Annotated in this window: 18 protein-coding genes and 1 riboswitch; of the genes, 13 read left to right on the top strand and 5 right to left on the bottom strand. The window is 54.2% G+C overall.

The genetic code is table 11. The annotated features are described in order from the left end of the window. Positions 1 to 60 precede the first annotated feature (60 nt). Both gltX and JXQ85_RS10205 read left to right on the top strand, forming a co-directional pair. Complete coding sequence (gene gltX / locus JXQ85_RS10210; RefSeq protein WP_421748794.1) at positions 61 to 1386, top strand: glutamate--tRNA ligase; 1326 nt, start codon at positions 61 to 63, stop codon at positions 1384 to 1386. Positions 1387 to 1525: 139 nt separating this feature from the next. Beyond that, entirely contained in the window at positions 1526 to 2914 is a 1389-nt protein-coding gene (locus tag JXQ85_RS10205) for an MATE family efflux transporter (protein WP_421748793.1), read from the top strand. Here the strand turns inward: JXQ85_RS10205 and JXQ85_RS10200 are convergent. Continuing rightward, the gene (locus JXQ85_RS10200; protein WP_421748792.1) at positions 2911 to 3474 is read right to left on the bottom strand and encodes a gamma-glutamylcyclotransferase family protein; all 564 of its coding nucleotides are present in this window, start codon (positions 3472 to 3474) and stop codon (positions 2911 to 2913) included. The two genes, JXQ85_RS10205 and JXQ85_RS10200, sit on opposite strands and share 4 nt — an antisense overlap. 92 nt (positions 3475 to 3566) lie before the next feature. Here JXQ85_RS10200 and JXQ85_RS10195 point away from each other — a divergent pair, with 92 nt between their 5' ends. The 5 genes from JXQ85_RS10195 to gcvP all read left to right on the top strand — a co-directional run bounded on the left by JXQ85_RS10195 (position 3567) and on the right by gcvP (position 9071). Beyond that, positions 3567 to 4013 carry an RrF2 family transcriptional regulator gene (locus tag JXQ85_RS10195; RefSeq protein ID WP_421748791.1) on the top strand — a complete coding sequence of 149 codons (447 nt, stop codon included), beginning with the start codon at positions 3567 to 3569 and terminating at the stop codon, positions 4011 to 4013. A gap of 46 nt (positions 4014 to 4059) precedes the next feature. Then, a riboswitch (glycine riboswitch) is annotated at positions 4060 to 4146 on the top strand. 165 nt (positions 4147 to 4311) lie between these two features. Then, positions 4312 to 5445 (top strand): glycine cleavage system aminomethyltransferase GcvT, encoded by a 1134-nt coding sequence (gene gcvT, locus JXQ85_RS10190; RefSeq protein ID WP_421748790.1) that lies wholly within the window; start codon positions 4312 to 4314, stop codon positions 5443 to 5445. A 32-nt stretch (positions 5446 to 5477) separates the two neighbouring features. Beyond that, positions 5478 to 5837, top strand: a complete 360-nt coding sequence (gene gcvH / locus JXQ85_RS10185; protein WP_421748789.1) for a glycine cleavage system protein GcvH — start codon at positions 5478 to 5480, stop codon at positions 5835 to 5837. Positions 5838 to 5843: 6 nt separating this feature from the next. Further along, positions 5844 to 6209: a VOC family protein gene (locus tag JXQ85_RS10180; protein WP_421748788.1), complete on the top strand. Its 366-nt coding sequence runs from the start codon at positions 5844 to 5846 to the stop codon at positions 6207 to 6209. A 12-nt stretch (positions 6210 to 6221) separates the two neighbouring features. After that, positions 6222 to 9071, top strand: a complete 2850-nt coding sequence (gene gcvP / locus JXQ85_RS10175; protein ID WP_421748787.1) for an aminomethyl-transferring glycine dehydrogenase — start codon at positions 6222 to 6224, stop codon at positions 9069 to 9071. Positions 9072 to 9173: 102 nt separating this feature from the next. Here the strand turns inward: gcvP and JXQ85_RS10170 are convergent, their stop codons facing one another. Then, complete coding sequence (locus tag JXQ85_RS10170; protein ID WP_421748786.1) at positions 9174 to 11702, bottom strand: ABC transporter permease; 2529 nt, start codon at positions 11700 to 11702, stop codon at positions 9174 to 9176. Then, complete coding sequence (locus JXQ85_RS10165; RefSeq protein WP_421748785.1) at positions 11699 to 12385, bottom strand: ABC transporter ATP-binding protein; 687 nt, start codon at positions 12383 to 12385, stop codon at positions 11699 to 11701. The genes JXQ85_RS10170 and JXQ85_RS10165 overlap by 4 nt, the downstream gene beginning before the upstream one ends. A 12-nt stretch (positions 12386 to 12397) precedes the next feature. Here JXQ85_RS10165 and JXQ85_RS10160 point away from each other — a divergent pair, with 12 nt between their 5' ends. After that, the gene (locus JXQ85_RS10160; RefSeq protein ID WP_421748784.1) at positions 12398 to 13072 is read left to right on the top strand and encodes an arylesterase; all 675 of its coding nucleotides are present in this window, start codon (positions 12398 to 12400) and stop codon (positions 13070 to 13072) included. Here the strand turns inward: JXQ85_RS10160 and JXQ85_RS10155 are convergent. Beyond that, positions 13069 to 14229 (bottom strand): MFS transporter, encoded by a 1161-nt coding sequence (locus tag JXQ85_RS10155; RefSeq protein WP_421748783.1) that lies wholly within the window; start codon positions 14227 to 14229, stop codon positions 13069 to 13071. The two genes, JXQ85_RS10160 and JXQ85_RS10155, sit on opposite strands and share 4 nt — an antisense overlap. Positions 14230 to 14421: 192 nt before the next feature. Next, positions 14422 to 16038 (bottom strand): GMC family oxidoreductase, encoded by a 1617-nt coding sequence (locus JXQ85_RS10150; protein WP_421748782.1) that lies wholly within the window; start codon positions 16036 to 16038, stop codon positions 14422 to 14424. Positions 16039 to 16146: 108 nt separating this feature from the next. Between JXQ85_RS10150 and dctP the strand changes: the two genes are divergently transcribed. The 5 genes from dctP (at position 16147) to speA (ending at position 22360) form a co-directional block, all read left to right on the top strand. Then, positions 16147 to 17379 carry a TRAP transporter substrate-binding protein DctP gene (gene dctP / locus JXQ85_RS10145; protein WP_421748781.1) on the top strand — a complete coding sequence of 411 codons (1233 nt, stop codon included), beginning with the start codon at positions 16147 to 16149 and terminating at the stop codon, positions 17377 to 17379. Positions 17380 to 17479: 100 nt separating this feature from the next. After that, a complete protein-coding gene (locus JXQ85_RS10140) occupies positions 17480 to 18145 on the top strand; it encodes a TRAP transporter small permease (protein ID WP_421748780.1) in 666 nt (221 codons plus the stop codon). 16 nt (positions 18146 to 18161) lie between these two features. Next, a complete protein-coding gene (locus tag JXQ85_RS10135; protein ID WP_421748779.1) occupies positions 18162 to 19526 on the top strand; it encodes a TRAP transporter large permease in 1365 nt (454 codons plus the stop codon). A 29-nt stretch (positions 19527 to 19555) separates the two neighbouring features. Beyond that, positions 19556 to 20326: an IclR family transcriptional regulator gene (locus JXQ85_RS10130; RefSeq protein WP_421748778.1), complete on the top strand. Its 771-nt coding sequence runs from the start codon at positions 19556 to 19558 to the stop codon at positions 20324 to 20326. A 147-nt stretch (positions 20327 to 20473) separates the two neighbouring features. Further along, the gene (gene speA / locus JXQ85_RS10125; protein ID WP_421748777.1) at positions 20474 to 22360 is read left to right on the top strand and encodes a biosynthetic arginine decarboxylase; all 1887 of its coding nucleotides are present in this window, start codon (positions 20474 to 20476) and stop codon (positions 22358 to 22360) included. Positions 22361 to 22371 lie beyond the last annotated feature (11 nt).

Genomic DNA, 22371 nt, shown 5'->3' with positions numbered 1-22371 from the left:
GCTTTTCTGGACAAAGCGCGCGCCATATGAGACAGAGCAGCCCGAACAACGGAGACTCTCATGACCACCACTCGATTTGCCCCGTCGCCCACGGGCTATATCCATGTTGGCAACCTGCGCACTGCGCTGATGAACTTCCTGATCGCCAAAAAGGCGGGCGGGACATTCATTCTGCGTATCGATGATACGGACCCTGAGCGGTCCAAGCAGGAATATGTGGATGCGATCCAGGAAGATCTGGAATGGCTGGGTCTGACTTGGGATAAGATCGAGCGTCAGTCTGAGCGTCTTGACCGCTACCATGCGGCTGCTGACAAGCTGCGTGAAATGGGTAAGTTTTACGAGTGTTTTGAAACACCCGTTGAGCTGGACCTGAAACGCAAGAAGCAGCTGAATATGGGCAAGCCACCGGTCTATGATCGTGCGGCCTTGAACCTGTCTGATGATGAGCGTGACGCACTGCGCGCTGAGCGCGGCAATGGTCATTGGCGTTTCAAATTGGATCAGACACGCATCAACTGGGTGGACGGTGTGCTGGGTGATCTGTCGATTGACGCAGCCTCTGTGTCTGACCCGGTTTTGATCCGTGGCGACGGCCAGTTCCTTTATACATTGGCATCGGTGGTGGACGACACAGAAATGGGTGTGACCCATGTGGTGCGTGGTTCTGACCACGTGACCAACACTGCGACCCAAATTCAAATGATCGAGGCGCTGGGCGGCACGGTTCCGACTTTTGCGCACCATTCGCTGCTGACCGGCCCGCAAGGTGAAAGCCTATCTAAACGTCTGGGCACTTTGGCGCTTCGTGATCTGCGTGAGGCGGGTGTTGAGCCGATGGCTTTGCTAAGCTTGATGGCACGTCTTGGCTCTAGCCAACCAGTTGAACTACGCAGCTCAATTGACGAGATCGCAGAAGGCTTTGACATCGACCAATTCGGCACTGCGCCGACAAAGTTCGACGTCCAAGACCTATATCCTTTGACTGCACGCCTACTGGGCGAAAGATCATTGGCCGAGGTGGCTGAGGATGTGACCGCTGCAGGTGTTCCATCTGAGTTGGCAGAACAGTTCTGGACGGTCGTGCGTGAAAACATCACAACGCGCAAAGACATTGCGCCTTGGTGGGATCTCTTCGCAAACGGCGCAGAGCCTGTGATTGATGAAGAAGACAAGGACTTCGTGGCGCAGGCGATGACGCTGCTGCCTGAAGGCCCGTTTGATGGCGACACTTGGGGCGCTTGGACCAAAGCTGTGAAAGAAGCGACTGGCCGTAAAGGCCGGGGTCTGTTCATGCCATTGCGCAAGGCACTGACGGGTCAAAGCCACGGTCCGGACATGTCCGCAGTGCTGCCACTGCTTCAGGTGATCAAAGCGCGCGGCTAAACTGCGCCGAAAAGAAATTCAAAAGGCCGCCCCAGTTGGGGTGGCCTTTTTGTTTGCGCCAAGAAGTATGTGCATTTTTGCAGATTGGAATGCGGTTCTCTTCGTGTTCTGTTAAGGCGTGGACAGAAGGAGTGTCGCAATGGCGGACGCACAGGCAAAGTTCTTAACCGGCAGTTTGTTCAGGCATGTCGTCGTCATGTCGGCGACATCATCCGTCGGCTTGATGGCGATCTTTCTTGTCGACCTGGTGGACATGATCTTCATTTCCATGCTCGGCAAGGATGAGCTAGCGGCAGCTGTCGGTTATGCTGGGGCGATACTGTTTTTCACGTCCAGCTTCGGCATTGGCATGGCGATTGCGGCAGGCGCTTTGGTCGCGCAGGCCTTAGGGGAAGGGGATCGCCAAAAGGCTGGTCGGCGTGCCGCAACCTCTTTGCTCTATGGTTTTATTTTTGCAGCGATTTTTGCGGCCGCTGTATGGTTCAACCTGGAATTCTTAGCCGGGCTTATGGGCGCCAGCGGCGTTACTCTCGAGTTGGCGGTCAGCTATCTTCAAATCATCATCCCAACCTTACCTATCTTGCTGGTGGCTATGGTCGGCGGCGCGATCCTGCGCGCACATGGCGATGCGCGTCGATCTATGATGTCGACCATCATCGGCGGCGCAGTGAACGCAGTCCTTGATCCGATCTTGATCTTTGGTCTCGATATGGAGCTATCGGGTGCGGCTTGGGCGTCGGTTGCGGCAAGGTTCGCGATTGCATTCTTTGCTCTTTACCCGGTCATCAAGGTACACAAGGGGCTCGATAAACCGACCCCGGCCCAATTCCGAATTGATCTGACAGCAATCATTGGCATAGCTGGCCCCGCCATTCTCACACAGTTGGCAACGCCAATTGGGCAAGCCTATGTCACACGCACAATGGCGACCTATGGCGAGGACGCGGTGGCCGGCATGGCGATTGTCGGTCGTCTCACCCCCGTGGCCTTTGGTATGATCTTTGCGCTTTCGGGCGCTGTCGGCCCGGTGATTGGTCAAAACTTCGGGGCAGGGCAATACGACCGTGTGCGCACCGCGTTCCGAGAGGGATTGATATTCACAGCCATCTGGGTCGTTGCGATGACATTGATTTTGTTTTTCCTACGTGAGCCTTTGGTTGCGCTCTTTAACGCGCAAGGCATGGCGGTAACGTTGGTCTATCTTTTCTGCGGCCCTTTGGCGTTGGCGTTCTTCTTTAACGGCGTGCTTTTTGTGTCCAACGCGGCCTTCAACAATCTGGGTCACCCGTTTTATTCAACTTGGATCAACTGGGGGCGCCACACCTTGGGCACGATCCCCTTTGTTTGGATTGGCGCTGCATGGTGGGGGGCGCCGGGTGTGCTGATCGGGCAGGCCTTCGGTGGTTTGATCTTTGCAGCGATCGCATTGATCCTGGCGTATCGGGTGATGTCGCTGAAGAAAGAAACCGACCATGCGCCCTTTGCGCGCCAAGGTCGCTTGATGGCCTTGCTACACCTGCGACGTTAATCCGAAACCTGACAGCCCAACTGTTTGAGCATCTGGTCGACAAAATCTCGGTCCGCGCAGCTAAGCCTTTGGTGGCGCGGATAAATCGGATCCATTCGGTCATCACGTATTGGCGCATCCCAGCCTACGGTTGAATCAAAAAAACCTTTAGCACCTGCTTGACCAAAGACCGCCAGATAGCCCTGAACGACCACATCCAGATAGCTTAGGTAAATGGGTTTAGGTTCAATTGCAGGGGCGTATTTTGTCGGCGGTACAACATAGGTTGCGATCTCAAGCGGTTCGTTGTTGTTGTGGATAACGTTTTGCGAAACCAGCTCTCGATCGTAGGCGTGTTCACGGGCGTCCAATGCCTGCCAATCGCCGTTTGGAACATGCGCGATTAATCCCTCAATGGACACATCTTTGCATGGTTCAACGGTGAGGATTGGACGTGGGGCTATGACAGTTTGCCGCCATACCCTGCGCCACCCGCGCAATTTCGCTGGATGGCTATTGGCGTAACTATGGGTCTTTTGGTTCACGAGGCTGCCATAGCCAAAGAAATAAGGCTTCGTCATTGCGATAAAATGCGTCTGCTGCTTGATCTGTGTCAATTTGAAAAGATGAGAATGTGGTTAAGGTTTTCGTTATTCAAACCGGAGGCCGACCCATGCGCATGACAAAACGAACCAACCTTGCCATCAGGGTATTGATGTTTTGTGCTGTAAATAAAGGGCGGTTGGTGACCAAGACCGAGATTTCGAACATCTGCCATACGTCAGAAAATCACCTTGCGCAGGTCATCAATGAGTTGGGCCATATGGGGTATTTAAACACCCACCGCGGTCGCAATGGTGGGGTGGAATTGGGGATGGCGACAGACGACATTCAGATCGGTGAAATCTTTCGCAGAATGGAAGGTCCAGCACCTGAAGAAGGCTGCTTTGCAGACACTGATAAAAGCTGCCCTCTGGTCGAAGCCTGCCGGTTAAAAGATGCACTCCAGAACGCTGCTGAGGCTTTCTTTGCGAGCTTAGATGATCTGACGCTAGGCAGTTTGGTTTGCAATAACAAAGCATTGCAGAAAATTCTGCTGCCCGACCCCTGTGCGTCGTAAATGGGGTTGAAAATGTCGATTCTCGTCTCTAATTTGGCGGGCAAGCTAAGGTGACTCGGGAGAACCGGGTAACCCGGTGCCGAAGGAGCAACCGCCCCGGAAACTCTCAGGCCCAAGGGACCGACGTCATCAGCTGAACTCTGGAGAGTGGTGCATAGGCACCCGCCGAAGGGATAACGATCTCAGGCGAAAGGACAGAGGGGGCATCGCGCGCAAGGCGTACCCAGAGGGGAACCATGCGCAAATGTGATGCCGGTGGTTTGCTCTCAGCATGCTCCGGAAAAAGGGAGCGACAGAGATGGCTGAGACGGGTGATCTGAACCACACGCCGCTATTTGATTTGCATTCTGAACTGGGTGCCAAAATGGTGCCTTTCGCAGGCTATGCCATGCCTGTGCAATATCCGCTTGGGGTAATGAAAGAACATCTGCACTGCCGAGCGCAGGCAGGGTTGTTTGATGTAAGCCACATGGGACAGGTGATCTTGCGTGGTGAAAGCTTCGAGGCTGTCGCACGTGCGTTTGAAATGTTGGTGCCAATGGATGTGCTAGGTCTGGAGCAGGACAAACAGCGCTATGGATTTTTCACAAATGATGATGGTGGGATCGAAGATGATCTGATGTTTGCCAACCGTGGTGACCATCTGTTTGTTGTTGTGAATGCCGCCTGTAAAGAGGCGGATATCGCCCGAATGAAGGCGGTGTTGGAGCCAGAGGTTACCGTCGAGGAAATCACAGATCGCGCCTTGATTGCCGTACAAGGCCCTGCAGCTGAAGCGGCATTGGCGCGTTTAAACCCAACCGCGCGCGATATGGTTTTCATGGATGTAGCAAATCTTGAATTGGCGAGTGCCGAGTGCTGGGTTTCGCGCTCTGGGTATACCGGCGAAGATGGGTTCGAAATCTCAGTGCCGCAGGGGACGGCAGAGGCGCTTTGCCGGGCGCTGCTTGAGATGGAAGAGGTCGAACCCATCGGCCTGGGGGCACGTGATAGCCTGCGTCTTGAGGCCGGGCTTTGCCTTTATGGCAACGACATTGATACCACGACAAATCCAATCGAAGCCGGGCTTATCTGGGCGATCCAGAAAGTGCGTCGCGCCGGTGGAGATCGTGAAGGCGGCTTTCCAGGTGCGGCTCATATCCTAAGTGCGATGGCTGAAGGTGTAGCCCACAAACGGGTAGGGTTGTTGCCGCAGGGGCGTGCGCCAATGCGCGCAGGCACCCCGATTTTTGCAACCGATGAGGGCGGGGAGCCGATTGGCACCGTGACATCTGGGGGCTTTGGCCCATCCGTGAATGGCCCAGTGGCCATGGGCTATATTGGCAGCAGCTACGCGGCTGTCGGAACCGACTTATTCGGCGAGGTACGAGGCAAACGCATGCCTCTGAAAGTGGCAAAACTGCCGCTGATCCCTGCCAATTTTAAACGCTGATCCCACAAGATCAGAAAGACAGGAGCGAACACATGAAATTTACAGAAGAACACGAATGGCTGCGCGTCGAGGGTGATGTTGTAGTGGTGGGCGTCACAGCCCACGCGGCGGAACAACTGGGCGATGTCGTTTTCGTCGAGCTGCCAGAGGTCGACACCGAAGTGACCAAAGACGACGAAGTCTGCGTGATTGAATCCGTGAAAGCGGCGTCCGACATTCTAGCGCCCATCGATGGCGAGATCGTTGAAGTCAACGAAGTGTTGGCAGACGAGCCGGGCAAAGTGAACGAAGATCCAATTGGCGATGCCTGGTTCTTTAAGATCAAACCTGCTGATCTGAGCCAGATGGACGATTATATGGATGAAGCCGCCTACAACGATTTCATCGGGTAAGCTGCCATGGCTGTGCTGCGCATCGTTCCGGATTTGGCCTGCGATGATCCGGGCAAAATCGCCCAATTCATGGCGGAGCTTTTGGGGCTCAAAAGCGTCATGGATATGGGCTGGGTTAATACCATTGCCTCAGATGCGCCATCGGCAACCCAGATCACACTCGCCTCTGAGGGCGGTTCGGGCACGCCCGTGCCAGCCCTTTCAATTGAGGTGGATGATTTCGAAGAGACTCTAGCGCGCGCCAAGGCGCTCGCTGCGCCCATTTCTTATGGGCCCGTGTTGGAACCTTGGGGCGTGCAGCGGTTTTTCGTGCAAACGCCTGAAGGTCACCTGTTGAACATCATGTGTCACGCCGATGGCGGCACGAATTAAGGGGGCTTGCACATGCCTTTTGAACCGACAGATTATTTGCCGTACGACTTTGCGAACCGTCGCCACATTGGCCCATCTCCGCAAGAGATGACTGAGATGCTTGAGGTGGTTGGTGCGAAAGATCTTGATGCTTTGATCGATGACACGCTGCCAAAGTCGATCCGTCAGAAGGAAGAATTGGACTTCGGTCGCCCGCTGTCTGAACGTCAATTGCTTTATCGGATGCGTCAAACGGCCGAGAAAAACGTGCTGATGACCAGCCTTATCGGGCAGGGATATCACGGGACGGTCACGCCACCTGCGATTCAGCGTAATATTCTGGAAAACCCGGCATGGTACACGGCCTATACGCCTTATCAGCCAGAGATTTCTCAAGGCCGTCTAGAAGCGCTTTTAAACTTCCAAACCATGGTCAGTGACCTGACCGGCTTGGAAATTGCCAACGCATCTTTGTTGGATGAATCCACCGCCTGTGCAGAAGCCATGACCATGGCGCAACGGGTTGCGAAATCCAAAGCCAAAGCTTTCTTTGTCGACCGCGATTGCCACCCACAAAACATCGCTGTGGTTCAAACCCGCGCAGCTCCGCTGGGCATCGAAGTGATTGTTGGCAATCCTGATAAAATGGAAGCGGATAAGGTTTTCGGGGCGCTGTTCCAATATCCCGGCACCTACGGTCATGTGCGTGACTTCACGCCAGAGATCGAAAAACTACATGAAAACAAAGCGATTGCTATTGTCACGGCGGACCCACTGTCATTGACCCTGCTGAAAGAGCCGGGTGCGATGGGGGCAGATATCGCTGTTGGCTCCACGCAGCGGTTTGGTGTGCCAATGGGCTATGGCGGTCCGCACGCGGCTTATATGGCGACCAAAGATGACTATAAACGCGCGATGCCAGGTCGTCTGGTCGGTGTTTCCGTGGATGCCCATGGTAACCGCGCCTACCGTTTGTCCCTGCAAACCCGAGAGCAACACATCCGTCGTGAAAAGGCGACATCTAACGTCTGCACAGCCCAGGCTTTGCTGGCAGTGATGGCCTCGATGTATGCAGTTTTCCACGGCCCGCAGGGCCTGCAAGCGATTGCACAACGTATTCACCGCAAAACCGTGCGCCTGGCGAATGGCCTTGAATCGGCTGGCTTTAAAGTCGATCCACAGTCCTTCTTTGACACAATCACCGTAGACGTGGGCCCTCTGCAGGCTGCGGTTATGAAATCTGCGCGTGATGAAAATATCAACCTTCGCAAGGTGGGTGAATTCCGGGTGGGTATCACTCTGGACGAAGCAACACGCTCTGATGTCATCGAAGGCGTCTGGCGTGCTTTCGGGATTGTGGCCAAAGATGACAAGCTGGATCAGGGCTACCGCGTGCCGGAAAACATGCACCGCCGGACAGAATACCTGACGCATCCGATCTTCCACATGAACCGCGCTGAAACTGAGATGATGCGCTACATGCGCCGTCTGGCGGATCGTGATCTGGCGTTGGATCGTGCAATGATCCCATTGGGGTCTTGCACCATGAAGCTGAATGCCGCGGCGGAAATGATGCCAATCAGCTGGCCAGAGTTCGCCCATATGCACCCGTTTGCTCCCGTTGATCAGGCGGCGGGCTATACCGAGATGGTCACGGATCTGTCTGATAAGCTTTGTGACATCACAGGTTATGATGCAATTTCGATGCAGCCAAACTCTGGCGCGCAGGGCGAATATGCCGGTCTGTTGACAATTGCAGCCTATCACCGTGCCAACGGGCAGGGGCACCGCTACATCTGTCTCATCCCAATGAGTGCGCATGGCACCAACCCGGCCTCTGCTCAGATGGTGGGTTGGAAAGTGGTTCCGGTGAAGTCGGCTGAAAACGGCGATATCGATCTCGAAGACTTCAAAGCCAAGGCGGAAAAACATGGTGAAAATCTTGCGGGCTGCATGATCACCTATCCGTCGACTCACGGCGTGTTTGAAGAAACCGTGCATGAGGTTTGCCAGATTACCCATGACTTCGGTGGTCAGGTCTATATCGACGGCGCGAATATGAACGCCATGGTTGGCTTGTCGCGCCCGGGTGATCTGGGCGGTGATGTGAGCCACCTGAATCTGCACAAGACCTTCGCCATCCCACATGGCGGCGGTGGTCCGGGCATGGGACCGATTGGCGTTAAAGCGCATTTGACACCACATCTGCCAGGGCATCCTGAAACTGGTGGCGAAGAAGGGCCTGTATCAGCAGCTCCTGTTGGATCGGCCTCTATCTTGGCGATCAGCTGGGCCTATTGTCTGATGATGGGTGGGGACGGGTTGACCCAAGCCACACGCGTGGCAATCTTGAACGGCAACTATATTGCGAAACGTTTGGAGGGGGCTTTTGAGGTTCTCTACAAAGGCCCAACCGGTCGTGTGGCACATGAGTGCATCATCGATACGCGACCGTTTGCCGAAACCGCTGGCGTGTCAGTGGATGACATTGCCAAACGTCTGATCGACAACGGTTTCCACGCCCCAACCATGTCTTGGCCGGTGGCTGGCACTTTGATGATCGAACCGACCGAGTCAGAAACCAAAGCTGAGCTAGATCGCTTTTGTGATGCCATGTTGGCGATCCGGGATGAAATCGCAGCCATTGAAAAAGGCGACATTGACGCGGAGAACAATCCGCTGAAAAACGCGCCACATACGATGGAGGATTTGGTTAAAGATTGGGATCGCCCTTATAGCCGCGAGCAGGGTTGTTTCCCAAAAGGGGCGTTCCGCGTGGACAAATACTGGCCGCCGGTCAATCGCGTGGATAACGCCTTTGGCGATAGGCATTTGATCTGTACATGCCCGCCGATGGATGATTACGCCGAAGCGGCAGAGTAAACAAAGTGCGGCCCCCAATTGGGGGCCGCTTTTATTTTGGCGTTCCTGAGAAAGGCTGTGCCAACGGCCGGAGTATTTTAGAAAAGATGAAACAGGGTTCGCTTAGTCTGCGGTGCGCAGGACGCCAGCAGGTTTGGCTTTGAGGGGACCCGTTGCAAAAGCAAGACCCGCCAAGAGTGTAGCTGTGATGCCTCCGATGACAATCGCCAGTGCGTTGCTCCAGATCACAATGAAATCGCTTTCCAGTACGAATTCGCTGACCGCCCAGCCCCCTAGGATACCTGCTGCGATTGCAACGATACCCGCTGCTGCGCCAAGCAGTGCTCCGCGTAGGGTGAAGCTAAGAAGGATACGACGGCGTGTGGCCCCAAGGGTTTTTAGGATCGCAGCCTCATATGTGCGGGTTTGCTGGCCAGCGGCGGCTGCGCCAATCAAAACAAGGAAACCCGTGAGGAGCGTCGCAGCAGCGCCATAGGCCGTTGCGGCGGCGATAGAGCCAAGTACTTCGGTCACGCGGTCAATTGCATCGCGCACGCGGATTGCAGTGATATTGGGGTAGGCGTTTGAGATATCTCGCAAGATCTGCGCCTCGGCTTGTTCCTCGGCATAGACTGTCGCGATGAAACTATGCGGGGCCCCTACAAGAGCAGCTTCGTTCATCACCAGAACAAACCCCATGCCAGCCGTTGAAAAATCAACGTCGCGGAAGCTTGTTACCGTGCCCGTGATGTCGCGGCCCAAGATGTTGACCGTCATGCTGTCGCCAAGCTTAAGGCCAATTTCCTCAGCTTCTTCGGCAGCAAAGCTGATTTGGGGATCACCTGAGTAGTTGTCGCTCCACCACTCACCTGCAGTTAGGGTGGACGTTTCAGGAAGCGCGCTTGCGTAGCTGACACCACGATCACCGCGGATCACCCAGTGATCTCCTGCAGTTTCAGCTGCTGGTTTGCGATTGATCTGGGTGATGATGCCGCGCAGCATGGGCGCGTTTTCGACTTCGCTGACGGCAGGATCGTTTTCGACACGGTCCAGAAAACCCGGCATTTGATCACGCTGGATGTCCACAAAGAAATAACTTGGGGCGACACCCGGCAAGTCCTGCGCAATCGCGTTTCTTAGGTTTCCGTCGATCTGACCAACAGCGGCAAGAACTGACAAACCCAGGCCCAATGAAAGCACCACCGAGGCTGCGCCTTCGCGTGGGCTGCTGATCGCCGCAAGTGCCCAGCGCAGAGCGGGACGGCGGCGCGCGCGGGGGGCAGTTTTGCGTGAAATCCAGCGGATTAACATCGAGGCCAGCGTCAGCAAGATGAGCGCGCCTGCAATACCTCCCGTGGTCCAGAGCGTCAGCGTGACGGAGCCTGAGAAGTAACTGGCCGAAGCGACCAACAGCCCAACAAGGGCTGCCGTCGCGATGAGATATCGCAGGGCCGGTAGGCCTTTTGCGGCATTCATCGCTTCGCGAAAGAGTTCAGCGGCGCGGATGTCTTCGGTACGAGCAAGCGGCCAGAGTGTGAAGATCAGCGCCGTAAGAAGGCCGTAGACAGATGCTTCAATCAGCGGCAGCGGATGCAGGGTCACGACGGCAGGCAATGGAAGGGCGGCCTGAATAATTGGGCCGAGTAGAATTGGTGCGACTCCACCGAGCAACAGGCCCATGGCGATGCCCAATAGGCTGAGGACGCCGATCTGAATGAAGTAGGTCAGAAAAATCGTAGAGCGATCCGCGCCGAGTGATCTGAGCGTTGCAATGACAGGCGTTTTGCTGGCCAGATAGGCCCGGATCGCAGCGGACACACCAACGCCGCCTACCGCAAGGCCTGACAACCCGACAAGGATCAGAAACGAGCCCAGGCGCTCTACAAAACGAGAAACGCCTGGCGCGCCATTACGGCTGTCGCGCCAACGTAGTCCGTTTTCCTCAAAGCGCGCTTCTGCTTCGGCCTTGGTGGCTTCCAAGTCCGTAGTGTCCTTAAGAAGCAATCGATATTGCGTCTCAAACAAGGTGCCCGGGGCGAGGAGCCCCGAGTTTTCAAGGCTTTTTGTAGCAACCAAGGTTCTGGGTCCCAGTCCGAAACCACCACCTGCGTTATCCGGTTCCCCTTCAAGCCGAGCGGTCAGGCGGAAGTCCTGTTGGCCCAATGTGAAGGTATCACCAATCTCTAAGGCCAACCGGTCAACTAGTAGCGGGTGCATGACAGCTCCCGGTAGGCCATTAATTTCGCTGAGTGCTGTTTCGAGCGGAATTGCAGGGTCCAGAACGACCTCACCCACCAGTGGATAGGCGTTGTCTACGGCTTTGACTTGGGTCAGGCCGCGTTCTGTAACGTCCTCTCGGGTAACCACAGCCATCGATCTGAAGTCGATTATTTCAGATATTGCACTGGCGTTTTCATCCATCCAGATGCGCTCTTCATCCGAGGCATGGCGGTAGGTGAATTCCATTTCCGCATCACCGCCCAGGATTTGGGTGCCTTGGCTGCTGATTCCGGCTTGAATGCTTTCACGCACCGAACCGATGCCCGCAATGGCCGCCACGCCAAGTGTCAGGCAGGCTAGGAAAATGCGAAAACCTTTCAGGCCACCGCGTAACTCGCGGCGGGCAAATTTACTGGCAGTGCGAAAGCTCATTCCGCAGCCTTTCGCATATCGTCAATGCGCCCATCGCGCAGTCGCACAACCCGATCACAGCGTCCTGCAAGTTCGTTGGAGTGAGTCACCAAAACCAAGGTCGCACCGTGCCGGTCGCGAAGTCCAAAGAGCAGTTCCATGATGGCAGCACCATTGGCTCCATCTAGGTTTCCCGTAGGTTCGTCCGCCAGCAGGATTTGCGGACGCGGGGCAGAGGCGCGAGCCAAAGCGACACGTTGTTGTTCACCGCCCGACATTTGCGCTGGATAATGATCGCCACGGTGGCCTAGTCCCACGGCTTCCAACTCGGCTTCAGCGCGTTCAAACGCATCTTTATGTCCGGCAAGTTCAAGCGGCGTTGCGACGTTTTCCAGCGCGGTCATTGTTGGGATCAAATGGAAGCTTTGAAACACCACGCCCATGTGATCACGGCGGAAGCGCGCTAGCGCGTCTTCGTTCATCGATGTCAGATCTTGGCCAAGGGCGGTGATTTCGCCACCGCTTGTGCGTTCTAACCCGCCCATCAACATCAGAAGCGAAGATTTTCCCGATCCAGATGGGCCAACCATGCCCAAAGTCTCGCCTTTTTGCACGTCGAGTGTGATGCCATGTAAAATTTCGACAAGTCCGGCATTGCCTTCTAGCGCCAAACGCACATCTTTAAGGGAAAGGATCGTATCCATGGAGTTCGCCTGTTGATCAATCTTACTCGCCAATATGGGGTATGCCGCGCAATCAGCAAGACGGCTGCCGCGCTTTTGCTCACAACAACTGCGGTTTTTGCAGAACCAATCACAATTGCGGCTTTGGGCGATAGCCTGACGCAGGGCTATGGGCTCCATGTCGAAGATGGGTTTGTGCCTCAACTGCAGGCATGGCTGACCGAGTCCGGGGCAGAGGTTGCATTGGTGAATGCAGGGGTTTCGGGGGACACGACGGCGGGTGGGCTTGCACGAGCTGCGTGGACACTGACGCCAGAAGTTGACGCGATGATTGTGGCCCTAGGAGGCAATGACGTTTTGCGTGGAATTGATCCTGCAACATCGAGGGCCAATATCGAGGGGATTCTTGATGTGGCGGGCGCACAGAATGTCGATGTCCTGCTGATTGGAATGCAGGCCCCGGGCAATTATGGTCAGGACTACAAAGAAAGCTTTGACGCGATTTACCCGGATCTCTCGACCCAGTTTGAAACGCTTTATGCGCCGAGCTTCTGGGAGGGATTGGGGTCTTTGGATCCAAATGAGGTGCAAGGATTTATGCAGGCAGATGGCATTCACCCCAATCCCGAAGGGGTGGCAAAGATTGTCGAAACCTTGGGGCCCCGGGTTTTGGAGCTTATCCAGCGCGTAAGTGAAAAAGCAACTTAGGCAGGTTCTGATTCTTTTGCGGGCGTGGACTGAACAGCTGGCGCGATCATCAGCATCAGGATGGCAAGGGCCAGAAGCACCCCGAAAGCACCGCGCAGCGAGACCCATTCTGACAAAAAGCCGATAATTGGCGGGCCCAGTAGGATGCCACCATAACCGAGTGTGGCCACGCTCGCGATCGCCTGCGCAGGCGGCACATGGGGGTCATTGCCTGCGCGACTGAATGCAATTGGCATGGCTAAAGCATAACCAAAGCCCATGATTGCAAAGCCCAAAATAATCACCACAACAGAGCCGCCAAAGACGGCGGTTGCGGTCCCGATGATGGCCATGATGGCGCTGCCAATCGCGGACTTCGTTGTCCCAAGGGCTGCAATAACAAAGCCACCTGCAAGACGCATGGCGACCATTGTGCCTGAAAATATCGCCAGACCCATTGGGGCGATTTCTTCCTCAGCCAGTGCGATTTCAATGAGGTAGATGGCGCTCCAATCGGCAATCGCGCCTTCACCCAGCGTGGTGCAAAGGGCAAAAACGCCAACCAAGAGCAACATGCCTTTGGGAATCGGGAACAAAGATGCCTTTTGATCTGTCACCTTGGTTTCGGTTTTCCATGGAATCTGCATGCCCCAGAAGCCAAAAACCGGCAGAACGAGCGCGGTTAGTAGAAAATGCCAAGCATAATCCAACTCGGCTGACACGGCGAAATAGCCAGACAGTGCGCCCAGACCAGCGCCAAGGCTCCACATTGCGTGAAAACTGGGCATCCAAGCCCGGCGAGCTTTGCGTTCAACATCAGCCCCCCAAGCATTCATAGCCACATCCATGCCACCATGACTTGCGCCAAAGGCAAAAAGCGCCACTGCCAGAAGCCAGATATTGGGAGCAAAGGCGAGCCCCAGCATTGAAATGGCTTTCCCAAGCGTTAGAACCCGCGTGACCAACGGCGCGCCGTGACGATCTGCCATACGCCCTGCAATGGGAAAACAGGTGATTGCCCCAAGCGCCAGCAGCAAAAGCAGCAGCCCGAGCGCATTATGGGATAGCGAAAATGTCGCAGCGACAGCGGGAATACGTGCCGCCCAAATTCCGTAGAAAGCGCCGTTGACAATAAAAGCTGCTGTAATCGCCAACCATTGGCGTTGAGGCGTCACCATGCAAGAGCACTCCACCGACGTTGTTTGCGCTAACGTATGCTGCATGTCTTGATTCAAACAAGCGGGGAATCGCGATGTAAATAAATGTGATCCTCAAAATAAAAGCACCCCGACGTCGGTGGACAATGACGTCGGGGTGCAGCTGCACTCAGTGAAAGGGGTAGAGGGCAGCAAAGCCGGCGAGGGGAGGGGTCAACTCGCCAGATTCTGATCTTCTTTAATAAGGTCAGAGACCTTTTCGCCAATCATGATGGCTGGCGCATTTGTGTTCCCGGACACGATCTCTGGCATGATGGAGCAATCCGCGACACGCAGACCCTGGATGCCGTGAACGCGTAGACGCTCATCTACAACCGCCATTTTGTCGCTACCCATCTTACAGGTGCCTGTCGGGTGGTAGATCGAGGCGGTATTGTTGCGCGCCCAATCCAATGTCGCATCATAATCGTCCATGTCCAGATCGGCGCTTGGGCGATATTCCTCAGCAATTTTGGAGGTCAACGGTGCATGGCGCGCGATCTTGCGGGCTACATTTACACCATCCACAATGGTCCGGCAGTCTGTTTCAGTGGACAGATAGTTCGGGTGGATTTTCGGATAGACCGTCGGATCTTTGGAGGCGAGTTTGATTTCACCTTTAGATTCCGGGCGCAATTGGCAAACCGACATTGTGAAGGCTGAGAACGGATCAGCGCCTTTGCCAGGGTTCTCCGCAGACAGGGGCTGCACGTGGAATTGAATGTCCGGTGTTTCCAGCTCTGGGCGCGTTTTCATAAACCCACAGGCCAACGAGGCAGCCATGGTCATCGGGCCAGCGCGATAGATCGCATATTTCATCGCAATCAACGCCTGCCGGTGCAGCGCACGAACCTCGTCGTTCAGAGTTGGCTCGTTACATTTGTATACAAGACGTGCCTGCAGGTGATCCTGCATATTCTTGCCGACACCTGCGAGGTCTTTTTTGACCTCGATGCCATTGGCTTTCAGCTGCTCTGCTTCGCCGATGCCAGAAAGCATCAAAAGCTGAGGCGAGTTGATCGCACCACCAGACAAGATCACTTCTTTCGCAACATCGATGGTGATCGAGCGACCAGAACGATCACGGTAGGTGACACCCGTGACTTTGGTGCCGTCCATTTCGACACGTTCCACAAGGGCGTGTGTGATAATGTTTAAATTTTTCCGATCTTTAACCGGGTTCAGGTAGGCCACAGCAGAGCTGCAGCGGCGTCCATTCCGAGAGGTCAGCTGGTAAAACCCAACACCTTCTTGGGATGCGCCATTGTAATCTGGATTAAATGGGTAGCCTGCAGCTTGAGCGGCTGCGACCCATGCATCGGTGATAGGACGCGAAATCCGCATGTTTGAAACAGAAAGCGGGCCTTCGTCGCCGTGGAACTCATCCGCACCGCGTTCATTGTTCTCTGCACGCTTATACAACGGCAGAATTTCATCCCAAGACCAACCTTTGTTGCCCATCTGAGCCCAGCGGTCATAATCCTGTGATTGACCACGGACATATAGCAGGCCGTTCAATGAAGAAGAGCCGCCCAAAACCTTACCGCGAGGCCATTCGATGGAACGTCCATTCAGGCCTGGGTCAGGTTCTGTTTTGTAACACCAATCAACCGTAGGGTTATGAATGGTCTTGAAATACCCCACAGGAATGTGGATCCATGGGTTTATGTCACGACCGCCTGCTTCCAAAAGCACTACATTGACGGACGGATCCGCACTTAAGCGGTTCGCAACCACGCATCCCGCTGACCCTGCACCAACAACGACGTAATCGGCTTTCGTAGGACTCATGCGCTCCTCCCAGTGGCATAAACTCAAGTGAATGTTTTTCTTGCAATCGATTCATAAATCAATAAAAATGATACCGCAAGTCTCAAAAATGAACAGGGAGGATAGTTCATGAAAGTATCTGACAAGCTCAGCGGGATTTCGCGTCGCGATCTTTTTAAGCTCGCAGGTCAATACGGTATGTCGTCTACGCTGCTTGCAGCGGGCACATTCACCGGCGCGATGACTTTGCCATCACTGGCAAAAGCCGTCGAATCGACCTACGAGAAACGCTACGCGAAAGAAGCTAAACACACTCTTAAGTTTGGTGCTGCCGGCTTTAACCAGCGCAACCTTTTGATTGAGCGCGCAGGTTGTCTTGAATTCGCACGCGATTTGGAATCACGCACAGACGGTGAAATCCGCGTTGAATTCATCGGCGACAACCAAATCTGTGGTCAGCTGTCCTGCGTTGAAAAAGCGCAAAACGGCATCATCGACATTTATGCTGCATCCACACAGAACTCTGCAGGTGGTGCGCCATATCTGAACGTTCTGGACTATGCGTATGTCTTCCCAGGCCGCGCGTCCCAGTACCACTTCCTTTACAGCCCAGAATCAAACTCGATCCTGCGTGATCCGTTTGAGAAGCGTCATGGCCTGAAGTTCCTCTTCAGCCACTGTGAACTTCGTGGTCTGCAAATGGGTTCGAACTTCAAAGACAAGCCAACTGTTTCCAAACTGGAAGAGCTGTTCGGCACCAAGAACCGTGTGACAGGTACTCAGCTGGGCCGCATCGCGATGCAGCTTCTGAACCTGAACCCAGTTCCTGTTGCTTGGGAAGAGACACTCGATGGTTTGAAAACTGGTCTGATCGATGGTGCGGAAACATGGGCGTCTGCGGTTGCATATGCGAACATGTCTCCAGTTGTTTCTCAGTCTGTTGATCTGAAATTCTTCTGCGGTACAGAGCACACAGCGATGTCTGCGAAAGCATTCGACGGTCTTGACGGTCATCTGCAAGATGCGGTTATGGAATCTTCCTACCTCGCACAGGTTCATGTTCAAGCAGCGAACGAAGCAGCTCTTGTTAAGACTGTCGGTCAATCTGATCCACAACTTCCAAACACGATCTTCGCTCAGCATGGTGTGCGCAACGCATTCCTCGCAGAGGACCAGATCAAAATGGCGGAAGAAATGTGCTCTCCAGAGTTCCAGCCAGCGGCTTGGGAACAGTGGCGTGACCGCATCAACAAGTGGGCAGGTGGCATGGACACCTACACTGAACTGCATCGTGTCGCACGTGAAGTGCCTGCAGACATGCTGGCAGAGAACGTCGAGCCTCGTCGTTGGTGGAAAGCCTAACTTTAAACGTTGGCGGCGGAACATCGTGTTCTGCCGCCACATTTTTCTCTAGTGACAACTTACAATTGCGTTAGGTTCGTTCTCAGGGAGGAGACGGATTATGACTATCGTCAATGATATGCTCGAAATCGTCAGTGCAACGTTTGCGAACGATGCTTGGATGATGAGCGAGGCCTTTGAAGGCCCGGCGGCATGGGTCATGGGGGCCCTAATTACGCTTTTGGGTGGGATGTTCTTCCTGCTCCTCTATAAAAAAGTTCCCTGGATTGAACGAAATTTTGAATCATCGATCATGGTATCCACATACCTATTGATCGGGACCATCATCTTTGTCGAAGTGTTTCGGCGTTTTGTTTTGGGAGTTCAGGCTCCGTGGTCCACAACAATACCACCGTTCTTGTTCTTGATTATGACCTGGTTTGGTTGCGCATATAACGTGAAGCTGCGCACGCATTTGGCCTTCGCTGAATTTAGAACCAACATGCCACGCACTTTACAGTTCGCCTGCCTGACGTTGGATTTTGTTCTGTGGGTCGTCTTTTCTTGGGTGGTTATCACGACCTCAACACAGGTTGCTATCAACTCCGCATCTAACTTCCAGATTTTGCTGGGGACAGACAACGTCCTGCAGTGGTGGTTCCTTGTCAGCGTTCCGCTGTCCTTCGTGCTGATCACAGCGCGTTCCATGGAAAACTACCAAGAAGACATCCAGAACCTGCGTAGCGGTGAGCCGCTGATCAAGCAGGCTGCGATCGGCGAAGGTTGAGGGAAGGGACAGTAAAATGACTGACGGAAATTGGATTACAATCATCTCTCTTGGGGTGACCTTCCTGTTTATGCTTGGTGTGCCGGTATTCCTAGTGATCGGCTACTGGGTGATTGGCACCAGCTTTGTGCTGGGCGTGCCTTTGATCAACACGGGCGCTGCTTTGGGTGACGTCTTTACAGATGGTTTTGCCCTTCTGGCGATGCCACTCTTCATTCTGACCGGTGACTTGATCAACCGTTCTGGGATTGCAAAACGTCTCTCAGACTTTGCCTATGCCTGCCTTGGTTGGTTGCGTGGCGGTCTGGCGATGGCATCATTGGGTGCTTGCGGTCTTTTCGCGGCGATCTCAGGATCGAACTCTGCGACAACGGCAACCATTGGTTCCATGCTCCACCCCGAAATGGTGAAGGGTGGCTACGACGAGCGCTTCTCTGCGGCGACTGCTGCGGCGGGTGGTACAGTTGGTATCATCATTCCACCTTCGATTATCTTCATCGTTTACGGCTTCTTGCTGAACCTGCCTATCTCCGAGCTCTTTGTGGCCGGTATTATTCCAGGTGCGATGATGGTCTTCGCGATGATGGCGGTCGCTTTTGTCATCTGTACGATGAACGGTTGGGGCAACCTGATCAAACTTCAGTTTGGTCGCGTGTTCAAAACCGCGATTGGTGCATGGCTGGGCTTCTTTGCAATCGGCTTGGTTCTGTGGGGCATCTACACTGGTAAGTTCTCTCCGACTGAAGCTGCGGGTGTGACCGTAGGTTTCTGTCTGATCGTGGGCTTCCTTTCGCTGCCGGTCTTCAAAATGATGGGTTCCCCATCAGAAGAACGCGACTTTAGCGAACGTAGCGTTGCAGAATATCTTGTGGTGAAAGGCTTCACGCCTTTGGAAGTACCTTCGATCACAATGCGGTCTGCGCAAATCGCCGGCATCTTGGCTCCATTGATCGCAGTATCTGTTGTGATGCAACAGAACCTGTCCAGCATGGGTGCGCAGGAAATCATCGGTGACTTTGTACGTGGCATGGGTGGCTACTATGCGGTTCTCTTTACCGCCATGGCGATTGTTTTCGTCTCTGGCATGGTTCTTGAATCTCTGCCTGTGACGATCATTCTGGCGCCGATCTTGGCTCCGATTGCCCACTCCGTTGGTGTGGATCCGCTGCAATTTGGTGTTATCTTCCTAGTTGGTGCATCGATTGGCTTCATCACACCGCCTTATGGACTCAACCTATACGTTGCGTCGGGTGTGACCGGGGTACCATATTTCCGTTTGCTGCGTTACACGGTGCCTTACCTGTTCTCGCTGCTCGCGGTATGGATCATTGTCTCGCTGGTTCCAGCGCTGTCCACAATGTTGATCCCGGCGTCGGGTTAAGGACGGAACGATAATAAATGGGGGTAGCGATGGCTGACGGTGCAAGCAAAGAAAACGGAATTCCTACAAATTTACGTTTGTTGCTCGTGCTGGAAGCCATGGCCAAGGCCGGGGTTCCTGTGACACCCACAGAGGTGAACCAGACCCTCGGCCTTCCCAAGCCTACTATTCATCGATTGTTTGCGACACTTGAAACCGAAGGCTTCATTCAGCGTGAAATCGACGGACGTGGATATTCACCAGGTCTACGCCTGAGACACATGTCCACTGGTATTATTTCTTCTCTTCGCATCCGAACCGCCCGCGTGGCCGTATTGTCCAAATTGGCGGATGAAATCGGAGAGACCTGCAATATCGCCCTGCCTGATCGCGATGCGATGATTTACCTGGACCGTGTTGAAACCAAGTGGCCGTTGCGTATTCAGCTGCCAATCGGTTCTCGTGTCCCGTTCTATTGCACAGCTTCAGGAAAGATGTACCTGAGCTCCTTGGACAATCGTCATCTTAAGAACTACGCAACCGCAACAGCGATGGAAGCGCGTACAAAGGCGACGATCACACGTCCAGAAACCTTGATCGAAGAAATCCGCAATGTCCGCGAAGTCGGCTATGCCTTGGATCGGTGTGAATTCATGGAAGGCATGACAGCCGTCGCCGTGCCAGTCTTTGAAGGCAATGGTCGGCTGGTCTCGACGCTTTCCGTGCACGCTCCTGAACAGCGCTTCCCGTTACCGCGTGCCGTGGAATGCGTGGACCTTTTGAAAGACTGCGCAAAGCAGCTTTCTGATTTGCTGCATTGATCTATGTAAAAACGACCCTTTGCTAACACCAGCGACGTGATTGACTGGTCTGGTGAGACCTTGCCAAATTCTACTTGGACGAATCATAAAACGCGCATAAACCGCGCCATCTATCACGCTAAACTGCTGGTTTCGGGGGACACCTGATTGAATAAGACTTATGCCGCGCCGCATGACATCTACGGCATTGATAAATGGGGTAAGGACCTCATCGTCGTGAATGATAAGGGTGAGATTGGGTTGAAAAACCCGCTCAATCCTGACGCGCCATCGGTCAGTCTGCCAGCTATTTTAGAAGACCTGGATGACCGTGGTATCCAAGTGCCGATGATCCTGCGTGTGTCGTCTTATCTGGAACACGAAATCCAGCACATGAATGATTGCTTTAACGAGGCCATAAAACGCGTCGATTATCGTGGTAAATATCGCGGCGTTTTCCCAATCAAAGTCAATCAACAGGCGCAGGTCGTGGACCGGATCGTCGAGTTTGGGCGGCCCTATGATTATGGGCTTGAAGCAGGCTCTAAACCTGAATTGGTGATTGCGCTGGCGCATCGCCTGTCTTGGGATGCCTTGATTGTCTGTAACGGCATCAAAGACGAAGAATTCATTCGTCTGGCGATCCTGTCCCGCAAGCTTGGCTTTAACACCTGCATCGTGCTGGAAAGCCCGAAAGAGGTTGATACGGTGATCTCGGTCGCAAAGGAGCTCGATATCGATCCGATGCTTGGTGTGCGGGTCAAGCTGACCAATCAGATCTCTGGGAAATGGGAAAAAAGTTCAGGTGACCGTTCAGCCTTTGGTCTGAACACGGATCAACTTGTGGCTATGGTGGACAAGCTGCGCGATGCTGGCCTGTTGCATTGCCTTAAATTGCAGCACAGCCATTTGGGCAGCCAGGTACCCGACGTCAATGATGTGCGCCGCGCCGTCACCGAGGCCTGCCGTTTTTACACCGAGCTCACGCAAGAGGGCGTGCCGCTGACCCACCTCGATCTGGGTGGCGGTATGGGTGTGGATTACACCGGCGAAAAACGTGCCACCGAAAGCTCGATCAACTATTCGATGCGCGAATATTGCACCAATGTCGTTGAATCCGTGCAATACGCGATGGACGCCGCCAACATCGAACACCCAACACTGGTGACCGAAAGCGGGCGCGCTGTGGTTGCGACCTCATCGATGTTGATCTTCAACGTACTTGAAGCCACGCACTATGATGCGCCCACTGCGCCACCGGCCCAAGAAGGCGATCATCATCTGGTCTCGGATTTGCTGGCCATCACAGAATACATTTCCGGCGAACGGCTGCAGGAGTGCTGGAACGACGCGAATTTTTATCGCAACGAATTACGCGCGCTCTTTCATCGCGGCTATATCGATCTGCGCCAAATGGCCCGTGCTGAACGGATTTATCTGCACCTTATGGCGCGGATCAAAGAACACGCGGGCTTTGATGATATTCAAATTGACGAAGAACAACTGACGAAGCTCGCAGATATTTATCACTGCAATTTTTCTCTGTTCCAATCTCTGCCAGACGTCTGGGCCATCGATCAGTTGCACCCAATTGTGCCTCTGCAGATGCTGGATCAAACCCCGGATCGCCACGCAGTCCTGACCGATATTACCTGCGATAGTGATGGTAAAGTCGACCGTTTCATCCTCGAAGATGGCGTTGCGCCAACCCTGCCCGTGCACACCCTTCCAGAAGACAAGCCCTACCACATGGGTGTCTTTTTTGTGGGCGCTTACCAGGAAACCTTGGGCGATCTGCACAATCTCTTTGGCGATACAAACGTCGTGACTATCGACCTACGCGCGGATGGCGGTTTTGATCTGTTGCACGAACAAGAGGGCGACACAATTTCCGAAGTCATGTCTTACGTTGAATTTGACCCACAGGATTGCGTTGCTGAGTTCCGCAAAATGGTGGACGAGGCGATTTCAACCGGGGCTTTGAAAGCCAAAGACCGCAAAACGTTGATGGGTGCCTATCGTGACTCCATCAACGGCTACACCTATTATGAATAACAACCTGTCTC

Origin of the sequence: Cognatishimia sp. (assembly GCF_049116455.1) — a bacterium.
Lineage (GTDB): Bacteria > Pseudomonadota > Alphaproteobacteria > Rhodobacterales > Rhodobacteraceae > Cognatishimia.
The sequence above is the reverse complement of the archived record's forward strand: the minus strand, read 5'-3'. Positions and strand labels throughout refer to the sequence as shown.

Coding starts and splice junctions, on each gene's coding strand:
- JXQ85_RS10140 (WP_421748780.1), top strand. CDS start 17,480: ATGACTATCGTCAATGATATGCTCGAAATCGTCAGTGCAACGTTTGCG.
- JXQ85_RS10165 (WP_421748785.1), bottom strand. CDS start 12,385: ATGGATACGATCCTTTCCCTTAAAGATGTGCGTTTGGCGCTAGAAGGC.
- JXQ85_RS10170 (WP_421748786.1), bottom strand. CDS start 11,702: ATGAGCTTTCGCACTGCCAGTAAATTTGCCCGCCGCGAGTTACGCGGT.
- gcvT (WP_421748790.1), top strand. CDS start 4,312: ATGGCTGAGACGGGTGATCTGAACCACACGCCGCTATTTGATTTGCAT.
- JXQ85_RS10195 (WP_421748791.1), top strand. CDS start 3,567: ATGCGCATGACAAAACGAACCAACCTTGCCATCAGGGTATTGATGTTT.
- gltX (WP_421748794.1), top strand. CDS start 61: ATGACCACCACTCGATTTGCCCCGTCGCCCACGGGCTATATCCATGTT.
- gcvH (WP_421748789.1), top strand. CDS start 5,478: ATGAAATTTACAGAAGAACACGAATGGCTGCGCGTCGAGGGTGATGTT.
- JXQ85_RS10180 (WP_421748788.1), top strand. CDS start 5,844: ATGGCTGTGCTGCGCATCGTTCCGGATTTGGCCTGCGATGATCCGGGC.
- JXQ85_RS10155 (WP_421748783.1), bottom strand. CDS start 14,229: ATGGTGACGCCTCAACGCCAATGGTTGGCGATTACAGCAGCTTTTATT.
- dctP (WP_421748781.1), top strand. CDS start 16,147: ATGAAAGTATCTGACAAGCTCAGCGGGATTTCGCGTCGCGATCTTTTT.
- JXQ85_RS10135 (WP_421748779.1), top strand. CDS start 18,162: ATGACTGACGGAAATTGGATTACAATCATCTCTCTTGGGGTGACCTTC.
- JXQ85_RS10150 (WP_421748782.1), bottom strand. CDS start 16,038: ATGAGTCCTACGAAAGCCGATTACGTCGTTGTTGGTGCAGGGTCAGCG.
- JXQ85_RS10200 (WP_421748792.1), bottom strand. CDS start 3,474: ATGACGAAGCCTTATTTCTTTGGCTATGGCAGCCTCGTGAACCAAAAG.
- JXQ85_RS10205 (WP_421748793.1), top strand. CDS start 1,526: ATGGCGGACGCACAGGCAAAGTTCTTAACCGGCAGTTTGTTCAGGCAT.
- gcvP (WP_421748787.1), top strand. CDS start 6,222: ATGCCTTTTGAACCGACAGATTATTTGCCGTACGACTTTGCGAACCGT.
- JXQ85_RS10130 (WP_421748778.1), top strand. CDS start 19,556: ATGGCTGACGGTGCAAGCAAAGAAAACGGAATTCCTACAAATTTACGT.